14 protein-coding genes and 2 pseudogenes are annotated in these 15,703 nt (G+C 49.4%); 10 read left to right on the top strand and 6 right to left on the bottom strand.

The features are described from left to right. Positions 1-277 (top strand): annotated as a pseudogene (locus BFF42_RS25400) (IS1 family transposase); the annotation flags it as partial. On the opposite strand, the gene BFF42_RS25395 reads toward BFF42_RS25400, so the two are convergent. The 3 genes from BFF42_RS25395 to BFF42_RS25385 are packed head-to-tail and all read right to left on the bottom strand — an operon-like array spanning position 276 to position 3,449. Continuing rightward, positions 276-623, bottom strand: a complete 348-nt coding sequence (locus tag BFF42_RS25395) for a YdbL family probable chaperone protein (RefSeq protein WP_011379215.1) — start codon at positions 621-623, stop codon at positions 276-278. The pseudogene BFF42_RS25400 and the gene BFF42_RS25395 overlap by 2 nt on opposite strands. A gap of 4 nt (positions 624-627) precedes the next feature. Next, on the bottom strand, positions 628-813 hold the full coding sequence (locus tag BFF42_RS25390) for a YnbE family lipoprotein (RefSeq protein ID WP_000698142.1): 186 nt from the start codon (positions 811-813) through the stop codon (positions 628-630). Next, positions 810-3,449 carry a YdbH family protein gene (locus BFF42_RS25385; protein ID WP_000900921.1) on the bottom strand — a complete coding sequence of 880 codons (2,640 nt, stop codon included), beginning with the start codon at positions 3,447-3,449 and terminating at the stop codon, positions 810-812. Before BFF42_RS25385 ends, BFF42_RS25390 begins: the two co-directional genes overlap by 4 nt. Positions 3,450-3,656: 207 nt before the next feature. On the opposite strand from BFF42_RS25385, the gene ldhA reads away from it, so the two are divergent. Both ldhA and hslJ read left to right on the top strand, forming a co-directional pair. After that, a complete protein-coding gene (gene ldhA, locus BFF42_RS25380; protein ID WP_000762229.1) occupies positions 3,657-4,646 on the top strand; it encodes a D-lactate dehydrogenase in 990 nt (329 codons plus the stop codon). Between the two features lie 110 nt (positions 4,647-4,756). Then, a complete protein-coding gene (hslJ, locus tag BFF42_RS25375; protein ID WP_001298828.1) occupies positions 4,757-5,179 on the top strand; it encodes a heat shock protein HslJ in 423 nt (140 codons plus the stop codon). Here hslJ and BFF42_RS25370 read toward each other — a convergent pair. Then, the gene (locus BFF42_RS25370) at positions 5,176-5,442 is read right to left on the bottom strand and encodes a putative hemolysin (protein ID WP_001295715.1); all 267 of its coding nucleotides are present in this window, start codon (positions 5,440-5,442) and stop codon (positions 5,176-5,178) included. The two genes, hslJ and BFF42_RS25370, sit on opposite strands and share 4 nt — an antisense overlap. A gap of 273 nt (positions 5,443-5,715) precedes the next feature. Between BFF42_RS25370 and nifJ the strand changes: the two genes are divergently transcribed. The 7 genes from nifJ (at position 5,716) to sitD (ending at position 15,319) form a co-directional block, all read left to right on the top strand. Further along, positions 5,716-9,240 (top strand): pyruvate:ferredoxin (flavodoxin) oxidoreductase, encoded by a 3,525-nt coding sequence (gene nifJ, locus BFF42_RS25365; protein WP_000628201.1) that lies wholly within the window; start codon positions 5,716-5,718, stop codon positions 9,238-9,240. 364 nt (positions 9,241-9,604) lie between these two features. Then, a complete protein-coding gene (gene ompN / locus BFF42_RS25360; protein WP_000837912.1) occupies positions 9,605-10,738 on the top strand; it encodes a porin OmpN in 1,134 nt (377 codons plus the stop codon). Between the two features lie 140 nt (positions 10,739-10,878). Then, the gene (uspF, locus tag BFF42_RS25355; protein WP_001295593.1) at positions 10,879-11,313 is read left to right on the top strand and encodes a universal stress protein UspF; all 435 of its coding nucleotides are present in this window, start codon (positions 10,879-10,881) and stop codon (positions 11,311-11,313) included. Positions 11,314-11,869: 556 nt separating this feature from the next. Next, positions 11,870-12,784 carry an iron/manganese ABC transporter substrate-binding protein SitA gene (sitA, locus tag BFF42_RS25350; protein ID WP_039059314.1) on the top strand — a complete coding sequence of 305 codons (915 nt, stop codon included), beginning with the start codon at positions 11,870-11,872 and terminating at the stop codon, positions 12,782-12,784. Beyond that, positions 12,784-13,611: an iron/manganese ABC transporter ATP-binding protein SitB gene (gene sitB / locus BFF42_RS25345; protein ID WP_000983723.1), complete on the top strand. Its 828-nt coding sequence runs from the start codon at positions 12,784-12,786 to the stop codon at positions 13,609-13,611. The genes sitA and sitB overlap by 1 nt, the downstream gene beginning before the upstream one ends. Next, on the top strand, positions 13,608-14,465 hold the full coding sequence (gene sitC / locus BFF42_RS25340) for an iron/manganese ABC transporter permease subunit SitC (protein WP_001101728.1): 858 nt from the start codon (positions 13,608-13,610) through the stop codon (positions 14,463-14,465). Before sitB ends, sitC begins: the two co-directional genes overlap by 4 nt. Next, on the top strand, positions 14,462-15,319 hold the full coding sequence (sitD, locus tag BFF42_RS25335) for an iron/manganese ABC transporter permease subunit SitD (protein ID WP_000968134.1): 858 nt from the start codon (positions 14,462-14,464) through the stop codon (positions 15,317-15,319). The genes sitC and sitD overlap by 4 nt, the downstream gene beginning before the upstream one ends. A gap of 200 nt (positions 15,320-15,519) precedes the next feature. Here the strand turns inward: sitD and BFF42_RS28635 are convergent. After that, positions 15,520-15,603: pseudogene (locus BFF42_RS28635) on the bottom strand (DUF4376 domain-containing protein); the annotation flags it as partial. A gap of 33 nt (positions 15,604-15,636) precedes the next feature. After that, positions 15,637-15,703 (bottom strand): hypothetical protein (locus tag BFF42_RS28515; protein WP_369803466.1); only part of this gene is annotated, 67 nt, incomplete at its 5' end.

The following is a 15,703-nucleotide window of genomic DNA, read 5'->3' as shown; positions in this document are numbered from 1 at the left end:
GGCGCACGTCTTCGGTGAACGCACTCTGGCCACACTGGAGCGTCTTCTGAGCCTGCTGTCGGCCTTTGAGGTCGTGGTATGGATGACGGATGGCTGGCCGCTGTATGAATCACGCCTGAAGGGAAAGCTGCACGTTATCAGCAAGCGTTACACTCAGCGCATTGAGCGACATAATCTGAATCTGAGACAACATCTGGCAAGGCTGGGACGGAAGTCACTGTCGTTCTCAAAATCGGTGGAGCTGCATGACAAGGTCATCGGGCATTATCTGACTATCAGTAAGTTGGAGTCATTACCAATTTTCGTACCCATTTACCGTTTATCCCTTGTACATATTCCCCCGGTTTGGCCCGAGCTACGAGCTTTTGCCCGGCGAGTTTCGCGATATCATCTACAGACACATTATTTTGCTTTGCCAGTTGTTGGTAACTCGCTTTACGTTCGGCATTAATGTCGGTTACTAATTTCTCTGTTTCAGCATCCGTTTTCAGCGCAACCAGATAACCATAAAATGTTTCCCCGACCCGCCCCTGCGTTCTGGCTTCATCCAGAGTCAATGCCATTACATTGCTGCTTACCAGCCCAACAAGAAACGCACAAAGAAGTAATGTTTTCTTCATCATCGCCTCAGTAAAGATCGCTACGAGTTTCAAGCAGCTCTTCGACATCTTTGTCTGCCTTGATGATGATCTCATGCTCAATTTTAACGTTCATATTGATAGTGATCGGTTCCTTGGGCGCAGCGACTTCAATACGCGGCGTACAGGCAGCCAGCATAAAAGATGACGTCAACGCAGCCAGTAAAATTTTCATTGTTTTTCCTCACACTCTTTTCCTTGCGGACAGTCATTTCCCGGCAGACGTGCGTTCTGCTCCAACCATGCCTGGAGATTATCGCCAAAGCGTAAACTGCGCCACAGCGTAAAAATATTCTCTTCATGATGGTAATTAAGGTTTACCGTACCGCTTTTACCATCAACGCGACTGGTACCTGTAATGTTGGCCTGCATGGTTAATAAACCGAGATTATCTAAATTAATATTTGTCGATGAACGGCTAATTTCCATATAGCGCAACCAGTTAATTGCTGAACCCGCAGTCATATTGTCTTTCACCACCGCATCTGCGGTGTCTTTATCCAGCCGCAAGGTCATTGGCCCGCTATTTGCCAGCCAACCATCTTTCACTATCCATTTTTCGTTGTTTAGCCATAACGGCAATGCACCACTAAATGCCCCGGACATGGCGAATTGTTTCGGATTGACGGCGCTAACCAGTTCGCTGGATGAGAGATTATTCAGCCGCAACAGCGCCGGGTCATGTTGCGGCATACGTAATTGTTTCATCAGTACGTTACCGCCTAACACATCGACGCTAACATCAGTCAACAGCAAGGGTTCTTCTTCAGTCCACGGATAACGCCCTTGCAAATCAGCCGTAATATTTTTCGCTGTCACCAGATTAATCACTTCGGCAATTCGCAACGTAACGGGGCCGCGAGTCCCCAGATGCCAGGCTCCATCGGCAAAACGGAAAGGCAGGACAAAATCGACACCGTTAACCTGATTATCTGGCATCCAGGCACTACCGCCTTTCAACACGCCGTGCCCTCCCGCGCGGAATCCTTGTTCAGGCGCAGCAGAAAATGCAACCTGAGCATACAGTTCACCATCGCGTAAGTTCATCTTCCAGTCGGGTGGCACCAGCGGCTGGAATACAGTCAGTGATTGTTTTGGCCACCAGGCGTTACCGCGCAGACGAATACCGTCCCAGCGACCATTTACCCGAACCGGGCCAATCTCACCAGCATGTAAATCGCCTTTAAAGAGGAAATACGTCGGATCGCGCCCATCGACGCTAAATTTTAAGGTTGATGGCGGTAACACACTGCCGCCAGTGAACAGCGTTTGCCCGGCGTCCAGTGACAGCGCGCCGCTGAAGGAGGGATGCTGTGCGTCACGTACCCAGACGACGGGCTTGTCCAGAATTAATCGCGGCTTTTCTACCGTCATCGTACCGTATTGTAACTGGTCGAAACCGGTGGAGAGGTCGGTCAGCGTAATCGTGCTGTCATGCCATTCACCTTTTCCTGCGACATCCCAGGTGGCATTCATCGGTGTAAAACTGCCTTTTCCCCAGTAGCGCCACTGCCAGCGGCCCGCGTCAGGGAGAAAATCATTCGCCAGCCCATCCATATGCAGCACGAAATCGCCCAGTTCATTTTCATGCGCCTGCAAAATGGCCTGCAAACGTCCGTCAACACCACGTTGGGTGACTTTTACACCCGCTAAAGGCCAGCGGATTTCATCGATGTCCAGCGAATCGATGACTCTTCCCTTTGAACGAAGTAACGCGCCTGGCTCAAAGGCCAGCGTTGGGTCAGTCAGACTTCCACTTAGCTGCGCGGGTAAGCGGGCATATAAAATGAGGTCCGCCTGTTTCGCTTCACCGGTCAGCTGCAGAGGCAGCTGGCTGTTATCCATGCTTAATTTTCCTGGGCCAAAATTTAGCACCGCGTTACCTTTACCCGCTTGCCCCTGGGTCAGCACACTCAGTCGTCCGCTGATCAGAGCGTTCTCAAGCCCTGCCTGCCAGTTGTCGACTTTGACACCCAGTCGGCCACTCAAAGGAAAACCTGCATACGGCCAACTCCAGCGACCATCGCTTACGGTCAATTGTTGACGAGTAATTTGCCACGGCAAATCGAGCAACGGATCGCCGTTATCACGTGCCAGCACAATCAATTGCCCGCTATTTTCCTGCCAGTCCAGCTCTGCATCCACCAGTGACGGTTCCTGCGGCAAGTTTAACGTCGCAGTAGCATGCCCACTTACAGGAAGTCCATCCGGCACGAGCGGCATAGTAAATTCCCCCACCAGTTTAACCGGCGGCTGATATTCAAACGCGATGACATCCAGTTCGCTGACTGTAAGTTGTTGCCCTTTCAGCTGGCCTTGAAATTTAACTTTTTCGCCCTGATAACGCAGTTGCTGGATATCAGAGGTTAATGCGAGAGAGAGTTTTCCCTGCCATTCCTGCCAGGGAGAAAAAATCAGTTTATCGATATTGATCCAGGTGTTAGGCAGCATGGACTGCCACTGCGCGAGGGTTTTTGGAGCAGCTGGCGATTGCTCCGTCTGCGGCAATTTCGCCAGACAAGCAGAATCAAATTCTACCGTGCCGACGTTCAATAACCAGCGGCTGGGATGTGAAAGGCTGGCGTTGGTGATATGCGCAAGCTGACAATCTCCCACCAGATAACGGAGATCGGGAATGATTAAACCTTTACGCGTAATGCGTGGGCTTTCATCTAATGCAATACGTGTCCCGAGCGGTAGCCAGATGCCCGCCAGCGTGGGAACCCACAGCCCGAGCGTCATCAGCAGCGTCAACGGCACAAGAATAATCAGTAATAACAGCGCGAGAACGGCTTTATATTTACCCAGCATGGGTAGTTAATATCCTGATTTAGCGAAAAATTAAGCATTCAATACGGGTATTGTGGCATGTTTAACCGTTCAGTTGAAGGTTGCGCCTACACTAAGCATAGTTGTTGATGAATTTTTCAATATCGCCATGGTTTTCAATTATATTTGAAATTTTGTAAAATATTTTTAGTGGCTTAAATGTGATTCAACATCACTGGAGAAAGTCTTATGAAACTCGCCGTTTATAGCACAAAACAGTACGACAAGAAGTACCTGCAACAGGTGAACGAGTCCTTTGGCTTTGAGCTGGAATTTTTTGACTTTCTGCTGACGGAAAAAACCGCTAAAACTGCCAATGGCTGCGAAGCGGTATGTATTTTCGTAAACGATGACGGCAGCCGCCCGGTGCTGGAAGAGCTGAAAAAGCACGGCGTTAAATATATCGCCCTGCGCTGTGCCGGTTTCAATAACGTCGACCTTGATGCGGCAAAAGAACTGGGGCTGAAAGTAGTCCGTGTTCCAGCCTATGATCCAGAGGCCGTTGCTGAACACGCCATCGGTATGATGATGACGCTGAACCGCCGTATTCACCGCGCGTATCAGCGTACCCGTGACGCTAACTTCTCTCTGGAAGGTCTGACCGGCTTTACTATGTATGGCAAAACGGCAGGCGTTATCGGTACCGGTAAAATCGGTGTGGCGATGCTGCGCATTCTGAAAGGTTTTGGTATGCGTCTGCTGGCGTTCGATCCGTATCCAAGTGCAGCGGCGCTGGAACTCGGTGTGGAGTATGTCGATCTGCCAACCCTGTTCTCTGAATCAGACGTTATCTCTCTGCACTGCCCGCTGACACCGGAAAACTACCATCTGTTGAACGAAGCCGCCTTCGATCAGATGAAAAATGGCGTGATGATCGTCAATACCAGTCGCGGTGCATTGATTGATTCTCAGGCAGCAATTGAAGCGCTGAAAAATCAGAAAATTGGTTCGTTGGGTATGGACGTGTATGAGAACGAACGCGATCTGTTCTTTGAAGATAAATCCAACGACGTGATCCAGGATGACGTATTCCGTCGCCTGTCTGCCTGCCACAACGTGCTGTTTACCGGGCACCAGGCATTCCTGACAGCAGAAGCTCTGACCAGTATTTCTCAGACTACGCTGCAAAACTTAAGCAATCTGGAAAAAGGCGAAACCTGCCCGAACGAACTGGTTTAATGTTGCAGCTCCCCTGCAATCCAGGGGAGCTGATTCAGATAATCCCCAATGACCTTTCATTCTCTATTCTTAAAATAGTCCTGAGTCAGAAACTGTAATTGAGAACCACAATGAAGAAAGTAGCCGCGTTTGTTGCGCTAAGCCTGCTGATGGCGGGATGTGTAAGTAATGACAAAATTGCTGTTACGCCAGAACAGCTACAGCATCATCGCTTTGTGCTGGAAAGCGTAAACGGTAAGCCCGTGACCAGCGATAAAAATCCGCCAGAAATCAGCTTTGGTGAAAAAATGATGATTTCCGGCAGCATGTGTAACCGCTTTAGCGGTGAAGGCAAACTGTCTAATGGTGAACTGACAGCCAAAGGGCTGGCAATGACCCGTATGATGTGCGCTAACCCGCAGCTTAATGAACTCGATAACACCATTAGCGAAATGCTGAAAGAAGGTGCACAAGTGGATCTGACCGCGAACCAGTTAACGCTGGCGACCGCGAAACAGACATTAACTTATAAGCTGGCGGATTTAATGAATTAATAGCTGCCACAGCTCCCGGCGGCAAGTGACTGTTCGCTACAGCGTTTGCCGTTGGGTAATGCACACATCCCAATCGCCGTGCCATCCAGTTGACGGGCAACAGAAAGCGAACCGCCGATCATTGCACAATTTGCTTCTCCACTACTGGACATCGACGCTTTTAAACCTGGCGCTACGTGCGCCGCAGTCGCCTGCTGAACAGGTTCACTACTACACGCCGACAACAATAAAGCGGCACACCCTACCCAAAACGCTGCTCGCATCTTTTCTTCCTCTGATCTTCAAGCCAAACGACACCGCCATAAATAATAGGCAGCACAGAGGGCGACATCGAGAGCTGTCCTGCGCGTTGCCCCGCATTTTTACTTTTTTATGGCTATTTTTTTGCCCTCTGTTTGATCAAAACATTCATTACGCTGATGTGGGGGACACAAAAGCGAAAATGCAGAAGAAAGCCATTTGCTAAAATTGAAAGATTACTACTGGGCGCGCAGCAATTTCGTGCGCCCCTCATTTGCGCAATGTAAGGGTGTCATATGATTACTATTGACGGTAATGGCGCGGTTGCTTCGGTGGCGTTTCGCACCAGTGAAGTTATCGCCATCTACCCTATTACCCCCAGTTCCACGATGGCAGAACAGGCTGATGCCTGGGCCGGAAACGGCTTGAAGAACGTTTGGGGAGACACACCACGCGTGGTTGAAATGCAGTCGGAAGCGGGTGCTATCGCTACCGTGCATGGCGCTTTGCAGACGGGTGCCCTTTCAACATCGTTTACGTCATCGCAGGGTTTGCTGCTGATGATCCCGACACTGTACAAACTGGCAGGCGAACTCACACCGTTTGTCCTGCATGTAGCGGCACGTACCGTTGCCACACATGCACTCTCTATTTTTGGCGATCATTCCGACGTCATGGCGGTGCGCCAGACGGGTTGCGCGATGTTGTGTGCGGCAAACGTCCAGGAAGCGCAAGACTTTGCTCTCATTTCGCACATCGCGACGCTGAAAAGCCGCGTGCCATTTATTCATTTCTTTGATGGTTTCCGCACGTCCCACGAAATCAATAAAATTGTCCCGCTGGCCGATGACACGATTCTTGATCTCATGCCGCAGGCCGAAATTGATGCTCATCGCGCCCGGGCGCTCAACCCGGAACATCCGGTGATCCGTGGTACGTCCGCCAATCCTGACACTTATTTCCAGTCTCGCGAAGCCACCAACCCCTGGTACAACGCAGTCTATGACCATGTTGAACAGGCGATGAATGATTTCTCTGCCGCGACAGGTCGTCAGTATCAGCCGTTTGAATATTACGGGCATCCGCAAGCTGAACGGGTGATTATCCTGATGGGCTCAGCCATTGGCACCTGTGAAGAAGTGGTTGATGAATTGCTAACCCGTGGCGAAAAAGTCGGCGTGCTGAAAGTTCGCCTGTACCGCCCCTTCTCAGCCAAACACTTGCTACAAACTCTACCGGGATCCGTACGCAGCGTGGCGGTACTGGACAGAACCAAAGAACCCGGTGCCCAGGCAGAACCGCTCTATCTGGATGTGATGACCGCACTGGCAGAAGCCTTTAATAATGGCAAGCGCGAAACTCTGCCCCGTGTCATTGGTGGGCGCTATGGTCTTTCATCCAAAGAATTTGGCCCGGACTGTGTACTGGCGGTATTTGCCGAGCTCAACGCGGCTAAACCGAAAGCGCGCTTTACGGTTGGTATTTACGATGATGTAACCAATCTGTCCCTGCCGTTGCCGGAAAACACCCAGCCAAACTCGGCGAAACTTGAAGCCTTGTTTTATGGCCTTGGTAGTGATGGCAGCGTTTCCGCGACCAAAAACAATATCAAGATTATCGGTAATTCCACGCCGTGGTACGCACAGGGCTATTTTGTTTACGACTCCAAAAAAGCGGGCGGCCTGACGGTTTCTCACCTTCGCGTGAGCGAACAGCCGATTCGTTCCGCTTATCTCATTTCCCAGGCTGATTTTGTTGGCTGCCACCAGTTGCAGTTTATCGATAAATATCAGATGGCTGAGCGTTTAAAACCTGGCGGCACTTTCCTGCTCAACACGCCGTACAGCGCAGATGAAGTGTGGTCGCGCTTGCCGCAAGAAGTTCAGGCCGTGTTAAACCAGAAAAAAGCGCGCTTCTATGTGATTAACGCGGCGAAAATCGCCCGCGAATGTGGCCTGGCGGCCCGTATTAATACCGTCATGCAGATGGCTTTTTTCCATCTGACGCAAATTCTGCCTGGCGATAGCGCCCTCGCAGAATTGCAGGGTGCGATTGCCAAAAGTTACAGTAGCAAAGGCCAGGATCTGGTGGAAGGCAACTGGCAGGCTCTGGCGCTGGCGCGTGAATCCGTAGAAGAAGTTCCGTTGCAACCGGTAAATCCGCACAGCGCCAATCGACCGCCAGTGGTTTCCGATGCCGCCCCTGATTTCGTGAAAACCGTAACCGCAGCGATGCTCGCAGGGCTTGGTGATGCCCTCCCCGTTTCGGCGCTGCCGCCAGACGGCACCTGGCCGATGGGGACCACTCGCTGGGAAAAACGCAATATCGCCGAAGAGATCCCCATCTGGAAAGAGGAACTCTGTACCCAATGTAACCACTGCGTCGCCGCTTGCCCACACTCAGCTATTCGCGCAAAAGTGGTACCACCCGAAGCGATGGAAAACGCCCCTGCCAGCCTGCATTCGCTGGATGTGAAATCGCGTGATATGCGCGGGCAGAAATATGTCTTGCAGGTGGCTCCGGAAGATTGCACCGGTTGTAACCTGTGCGTCGAAGTTTGCCCGGCGAAAGACCGTCAGAATCCAGAGATTAAAGCCATCAATATGATGTCGCGCCTGGAACATGTCGAAGAAGAGAAAATCAATTACGATTTCTTCCTCAACCTGCCAGAAATCGACCGTAGCAAACTGGAACGTATTGATATTCGTACATCGCAGCTGATTACACCGCTGTTTGAATATTCCGGTGCTTGCTCCGGTTGTGGCGAGACGCCGTATATTAAATTGCTGACTCAGCTCTATGGCGACCGGATGTTGATCGCTAACGCCACCGGCTGTTCTTCAATTTATGGCGGTAACCTGCCCTCTACACCGTATACCACCGATGCCAACGGTCGTGGGCCGGCATGGGCGAACTCTCTATTTGAAGATAATGCCGAATTTGGCCTTGGTTTCCGCCTGACGGTCGATCAACACCGTGTCCGCGTGCTGCGTCTGCTGGATCAATTTGCCGATAAAATCCCGGCGGAATTACTGACGGCGTTGAAATCAGACGCTACGCCAGAGGTTCGTCGAGAACAGATCGCAGCTTTACGCCAGCAACTCAACGATGTTGCCGAAGCACATGAACTGCTACGTGATGCAGATGCACTGGTGGAAAAATCAATCTGGCTGATTGGTGGTGATGGCTGGGCTTACGATATCGGCTTTGGCGGTCTGGATCATGTATTGAGTTTGACGGAAAACGTCAACATTCTGGTGCTGGATACGCAATGCTATTCCAACACCGGTGGTCAGGCGTCGAAAGCGACACCGCTGGGTGCAGTAACTAAATTTGGCGAGCACGGCAAACGTAAAGCGCGTAAAGATCTTGGCGTCAGTATGATGATGTACGGTCATGTTTATGTGGCGCAGATTTCTCTCGGCGCGCAGCTGAACCAGACGGTGAAAGCGATTCAGGAAGCGGAAGCGTATCCGGGACCATCGCTGATCATTGCTTATAGCCCGTGTGAAGAGCATGGTTACGATCTGGCACTCAGCCATGACCAGATGCGCCAACTCACAGCTACCGGCTTCTGGCCGCTATATCGCTTCGATCCTCGTCGTGCCGATGAAGGCAAACTGCCGCTGGCGCTGGATTCACGCCCGCCGTCAGAAGCACTGGAAGAAACGTTACTTCACGAGCAACGTTTCCGTCGTCTGAATTCGCAGCAGCCAGAAGTGGCAGAACAGTTATGGAAAGATGCTGCAGCTGATTTGCAAAAACGCTATGACTTCCTGGCACAAATGGCCGGAAAAGCGGAAAAAAGCAACACCGATTAAATGCTCTGGATAAGGATTATCCAATTCTAAAAAAAGCCCGGACGACTGTTCGGGCTTGTCTTTTTATATGTTGGAAAATCAGTGGCAATGCAATGGCCCAACAGAAAATAAAATCTGTGACAATAAAGGCATATAACCCGCGCAGAATAACGTATAGAAAATTAAAAGTATAATTTTTATTTTGTATGTATTATCTTCGATACATTCACCAGACTTATTATCATTTCAGAAGAATTATTTGATTAAGGTTTTACTTAAGGCGTAACAAATGATATTTATCGGCTAACTGAACTTCTCCTTTAGGATGTTTTCACTCCCCGGAATGGGGATAAAAGGCAAATAAAATAACTAAAGGATTTATTCAATGAAAAGCAAAGTACTGGCACTTTTAATTCCTGCCCTGCTCGCCGCAGGTGCTGCACATGCAGCCGAAGTTTATAATAAAGACGGCAACAAATTAGATCTGTATGGCAAAGTTGATGGCCTGCATTATTTTTCTGATAATTCAGCGAAAGATGGCGATCAGAGCTATGCGCGTCTGGGTTTTAAAGGCGAAACCCAAATTAACGATCAACTCACTGGCTACGGTCAATGGGAATACAATATTCAGGCAAACAACACTGAATCTTCAAAAAACCAGTCATGGACCCGTCTGGCATTTGCCGGGCTGAAATTTGCAGATTACGGTTCTTTCGATTACGGACGTAATTATGGCGTAATGTACGACATCGAAGGCTGGACAGATATGCTGCCTGAATTTGGCGGTGACTCTTATACCAATGCAGACAACTTTATGACTGGTCGAGCCAATGGCGTCGCGACTTATCGTAATACTGATTTCTTCGGTCTGGTAAATGGTCTGAACTTCGCGGTGCAGTATCAAGGTAACAACGAAGGAGCCAGTAATGGTCAGGAAGGCACCAACAACGGACGTGATGTTCGCCATGAAAACGGTGACGGCTGGGGTTTTTCCACAACATATGATTTAGGCATGGGCTTTAGCGCTGGTGCGGCATACACCTCTTCTGACCGCACCAATGACCAGGTTAACCATACTGCGGCGGGTGGTGATAAAGCAGACGCGTGGACTGCTGGGCTAAAATACGATGCTAACAATATTTACCTGGCAACCATGTATTCAGAAACGCGTAATATGACCCCGTTTGGCGACAGCGATTATGCTGTGGCAAACAAAACCCAGAATTTTGAAGTCACTGCCCAGTACCAGTTTGATTTTGGTCTGCGTCCGGCAGTCTCTTTCCTGATGTCTAAAGGCCGTGACCTGCACGCTGCCGGTGGTGCAGACAACCCGGCAGGTGTTGATGATAAAGATCTGGTTAAATACGCCGATGTTGGCGCGACTTACTATTTCAATAAAAACATGTCCACCTACGTTGACTATAAAATCAACCTGTTGGATGAAGATGACAGCTTCTACGCTGCCAATGGCATCTCTACCGATGATATTGTCGCTTTAGGTCTGGTTTATCAGTTCTAAATCCTCCTGCCCGCTGTTATGGCGGGCTTTTTCTGCTTATTCTTCCTCCTTTGATCTAAATTAAAAATGTGAACTCCATCATTACACAAAAAGTGTCATCTGGCGTTACACTTTATGCGGATACTAAAACAGGAGGTTTTATGAACAGAACGATTCTTGTCCCTATCGATATTTCCGATTCAGAATTAACTCAACGCGTGATTAGCCACGTTGAGGCAGAGGCAAAGATTGACGATGCAGAGGTTCATTTCCTGACGGTAATACCTTCACTGCCCTACTATGCCTCTCTGGGTTTAGCGTATTCCGCAGAATTACCGGCAATGGATGACCTGAAAGCGGAAGCCAAATCGCAACTGGAAGAGATCATTAAAAAATTTAAACTGCCAACCGACAGAGTGCATGTCCATGTTGAGGAAGGCTCGCCCAAAGACCGCATTCTGGAATTGGCGAAGAAGATCCCCGCTCATATGATCATCATTGCTTCCCATCGACCGGATATCACCACTTATCTGCTCGGTTCCAACGCCGCAGCTGTAGTGCGTCACGCAGAGTGCTCCGTGCTGGTTGTGCGCTGACACTAACGCCCGCACATTGCTGCGGGCTTTTTGATTCATTTCGCAAATGTGCTGACATTTTCCCCTCTAATCCGTACCATACACGCCACTGTTTTTATATCAGATTTCTTATGCTGGGCATTCCGGCATGACGCATACTCTTCTGATGCCATATAACGAATTGAGTCGCTTTTAAATGTCGCAAAATCAAGAAATTAGTAAGAAAGAACAATACAACCTGAACAAGTAAGGGCAAAAATCACAACTATCTGACTCATAAGTATTTTATTTATTTTTCAATATGTTAAACATTATCAGCGACAACAATAAGCTACGATAACCCACTCTTTTTTTGCCCCATTTTTGCCATCAACAATTTTCCTCATAAAGTCATTTCAAAGCCTAATAGCTGCTCTACTTTTTTCCTCAATATCATGTCGCCAGTAGGAAACAACCTAATCCCTGTTTTAGGCCTCAAAGCTGTTAATGATAATTATTTTCATTTTGTATAGGTTATGCTATAAAACATAGCTGTTGCTATGTTTGTTCTAATTTTGCTCACTATAGGTACTAAATTATGCACTCAATAAAAAAAGTAACCATGCTCTTGGGGTGCCTCGCCCTCACCTGCTCGATCGCATTTCAGGCAAGTGCAACTGAAAAATTCAAGGTCATTACAACATTTACCATCATCGCGGATATGGCCAAAAACGTGGCTGGAGATGCTGCAGAAGTCTCATCCATAACCAAGCCTGGTGCAGAAATTCATGAGTATCAGCCTACCCCTGGCGATATTAAACGTGCACAGGGGGCACAACTGATTCTCGCCAATGGTATGAATCTGGAATTGTGGTTCCAACGCTTTTACCAGCATCTCAATGGGGTTCCAGAAGTAATTGTCTCTTCGGGTGTGACGCCAGTAGGGATCACCGAAGGACCCTATGAGGGCAAACCTAATCCCCATGCATGGATGTCGCCAGATAATGCTCTGATTTACGTCGATAATATTCGTGATGCGTTGATAAAATACGATCCGGCAAATGCACAAACCTACCAACGTAATGCCGATACTTATAAAGCCAAGATTACCCAAACCCTTGCCCCCCTGCGTAAGCAGATTACGGAACTCCCTGAGAATCAGCGATGGATTGTCACCAGTGAAGGGGCTTTTTCTTATCTCGCACGCGATTTGGGGCTAAAAGAGCTTTATCTGTGGCCGATTAATGCCGATCAACAAGGAACACCGCAGCAGGTACGTAAGGTTGTTGATATAGTTAAGAAAAATCATATCCCGGCAGTCTTTAGCGAGAGTACGATTTCCGATAAACCAGCGCGTCAGGTTGCGCGTGAAACCGGCGCACACTACGGCGGTGTGCTCTATGTCGATTCCCTGAGCACAGAAAACGGCCCGGTACCTACGTATATCGACCTTCTTAAGGTTACTACCAGTACGCTGGTACAGGGAATTAAAGCCGGGAAAAGGGAGAAATAATGATGCAATCTGCAGGCATTGTCGTTAATGATGTTACTGTCACCTGGCGTAACGGGCACACAGCACTGCGCGATGCATCCTTCACAGTACCAAGTGGATCTATTGCCGCTCTGGTTGGGGTAAACGGTTCCGGAAAATCGACGTTGTTTAAAGCGATTATGGGATTTGTGCGTCTGACCAGCGGAAAGATATCTGTTCTGGGTATTCCCACGCGACAGGCGCTACAGAAAAACCTGGTTGCCTACGTCCCTCAGTCAGAAGAGGTTGACTGGTCGTTTCCTGTACTGGTGGAAGATGTGGTGATGATGGGCCGCTATGGGTATATGGGTATGTTGCGTATAGCCAAAAAGAGGGATCGTCAGATTGTCACCGATGCGCTGGAACGTGTCGATATGGTGGATTTTCGCCATCGTCAAATCGGCGAGCTTTCCGGTGGACAAAAGAAACGCGTCTTTCTGGCGAGAGCGATTGCACAGCAGGGTGATGTGATCCTGCTGGATGAACCTTTTACCGGCGTTGATGTGAAAACCGAAGCGAAAATCATCAGCCTGTTGAGGGAGTTACGCGCGGAAGGCAAAACGATGCTTGTCTCAACGCACAATCTCGGCTCAGTCACGACATTTTGCGATTATACGGTCATGGTCAAAGGCACCGTCCTGGCAAGCGGGCCGACAGACACCACTTTTACAGCCGAGAACCTGGAGCTGGCTTTTAGCGGCGTACTGCGCCATGTCACACTTAACGGCTCGGAAGAAAGCATTATTACTGACGATGAACGCCCTTTTGTGGCACATCGACCGTCAGCGGTGCAGAGGGAAGCAAGATGAACGTGCTACTGGAACCCTTCAGCTATGAATATATGCTCAATGCGATGTGGGTCTCGGCAATGGTCGGCGGTCTCTGCGCTTTCCTGTCATGCTATCTGATGCTAAAAGGCTGGTCGCTGATTGGCGATGCGCTGTCGCACTCTATTGTCCCGGGTGTTGCGGGGGCATATATGCTGGGGCTTCCGTTTTCTCTGGGAGCCTTCTTTTCCGGCGGACTGGCAGCGGGCAGCATGCTGTTTCTTAACCAACGCACCCGCTTAAAAGAAGATGCCATCATCGGCCTGATCTTCTCGTCCTTTTTTGGCCTGGGGCTGTTTATGGTGTCATTGAACCCGACATCCGTGAACATTCAGACCATCGTCCTGGGCAATATTCTGGCAATCGATCCGGCGGATATCCTGCAACTCACTATCATTGGCATTCTCTCGATCATCGTGCTTTTTTTCAAATGGAAAGATCTTATGGTGACCTTTTTCGACGAGAATCACGCCCGTGCTATTGGATTACATCCGGGCAGATTAAAAATCCTCTTCTTCACCCTGCTGTCGGTTTCGACCGTTGCGGCGCTGCAAACGGTTGGTGCCTTTCTGGTGATCTGTCTGGTGGTGACTCCCGGTGCAACAGCATGGTTGTTAACCGATCGTTTTCCCCGCCTGCTCATAATTGCTGTAACTATTGGCAGTGTAACCAGTTTCCTCGGCGCGTGGGTCAGTTACTTTCTGGACGGCGCGACAGGTGGAATCATCGTGGTGGCGCAGACACTGCTGTTTCTTTTAGCATTTGTATTTGCGCCCACCCATGGACTTTTGGCAAATCGTCGGCGTGCGCATAAAGCGCTGGAGGATCGCTCATGATGGCATTATTACTGGAGCCACTGCAGTTCACCTTTATGAGTCACGCACTGCTGATTTCACTGGTAGTTTCCATACCCTGTGCGCTGCTGTCGGTCTTTCTGGTCCTGAAAGGTTGGGCACTGATGGGTGACGCGATGAGTCATGCGGTTTTTCCTGGCATCGTGCTTACCTGGATTCTGGGGTTACCTCTGGCTACAGGGGCATTCGTCGCCGGAGTATTCTGCGCGGTGGCGACGGGATACCTGAAAGACAACAGCCGAATCAAGCAAGATACAGTTATGGGGATTGTTTTTTCTGGCATGTTTGCCGCAGGTCTGATCTTGTATATTGCAATCAAACCAGACGTACATCTTGACCATATTCTTTTCGGCGACATGCTCGGGATAACCATCGGCGATATAATCCAGACGGTGATTATTGCCGGGCTGGTTACACTTGTTATTAGCGTAAAATGGCGGGATTTTTTGCTGTTCAGCTTTGATTATCAACAGGCGCAGGTAAGCGGTTTGCATACGAGATGGCTGCATTATGGGCTGCTGTGCATGGTTTCCCTGACCATTGTGGCGACGCTGAAAGCAGTAGGTATCATTCTCTCTATTTCTCTGCTCATTGCGCCTGGCGCCATTGCAGTACTCCTGACACAACGCTTTCATATTGCGCTCCTACTGGCGACTGGCATATCGGTAATAGTGTCAATGACTGGTGTCTGGCTGTCCTTTTTTATCGACAGCGCACCAGCTCCGACGATTGTCGTCTTATTCGCGGTCGTGTTCATCATGACGTTTACCGTTACCAGCATCAACGCACGCACAAAGGGAAACGCCCATACACAGGATCTGTTATCACCCAATTAGCACAATATCCGAGGACAGCATCGTCCGCCAGCCTACAGAAGTCCGGAAAGCCATGGAAGGTCGTTGGGAGGAGGTACGAATTCTATCATGCAAAAAATACGTAAAATCGATAACGCCTAGAAATCATTCAATACTCGCACTATCGAAAGTTTACCAGCCAACCGCGGCACGTTCCTGCATACGACGTGCCGCAGCTTCTGTTATTCCACGATAAAATTCCTAACCGAATTCAAATCCTTCAGACTATTCAGCTCTTCCTTCAGCTCCCGCTGACGGCGATAAATCGTAAGCGCCCCGAGAAGTACGTAGCGTAAGGATTATTTTACAGACGAGAAGTTCCAGGGCAGCAGTTCATGCACTTGGTTCGACGGCCAGTCATTGAGC

It is taken from the genome of Shigella sp. FC1661 (genome assembly GCF_001712525.1).
Classification (GTDB): Bacteria; Pseudomonadota; Gammaproteobacteria; order Enterobacterales; family Enterobacteriaceae; genus Escherichia; species Escherichia coli.
This window is presented reverse-complemented; position numbering and strand designations above follow the sequence as displayed.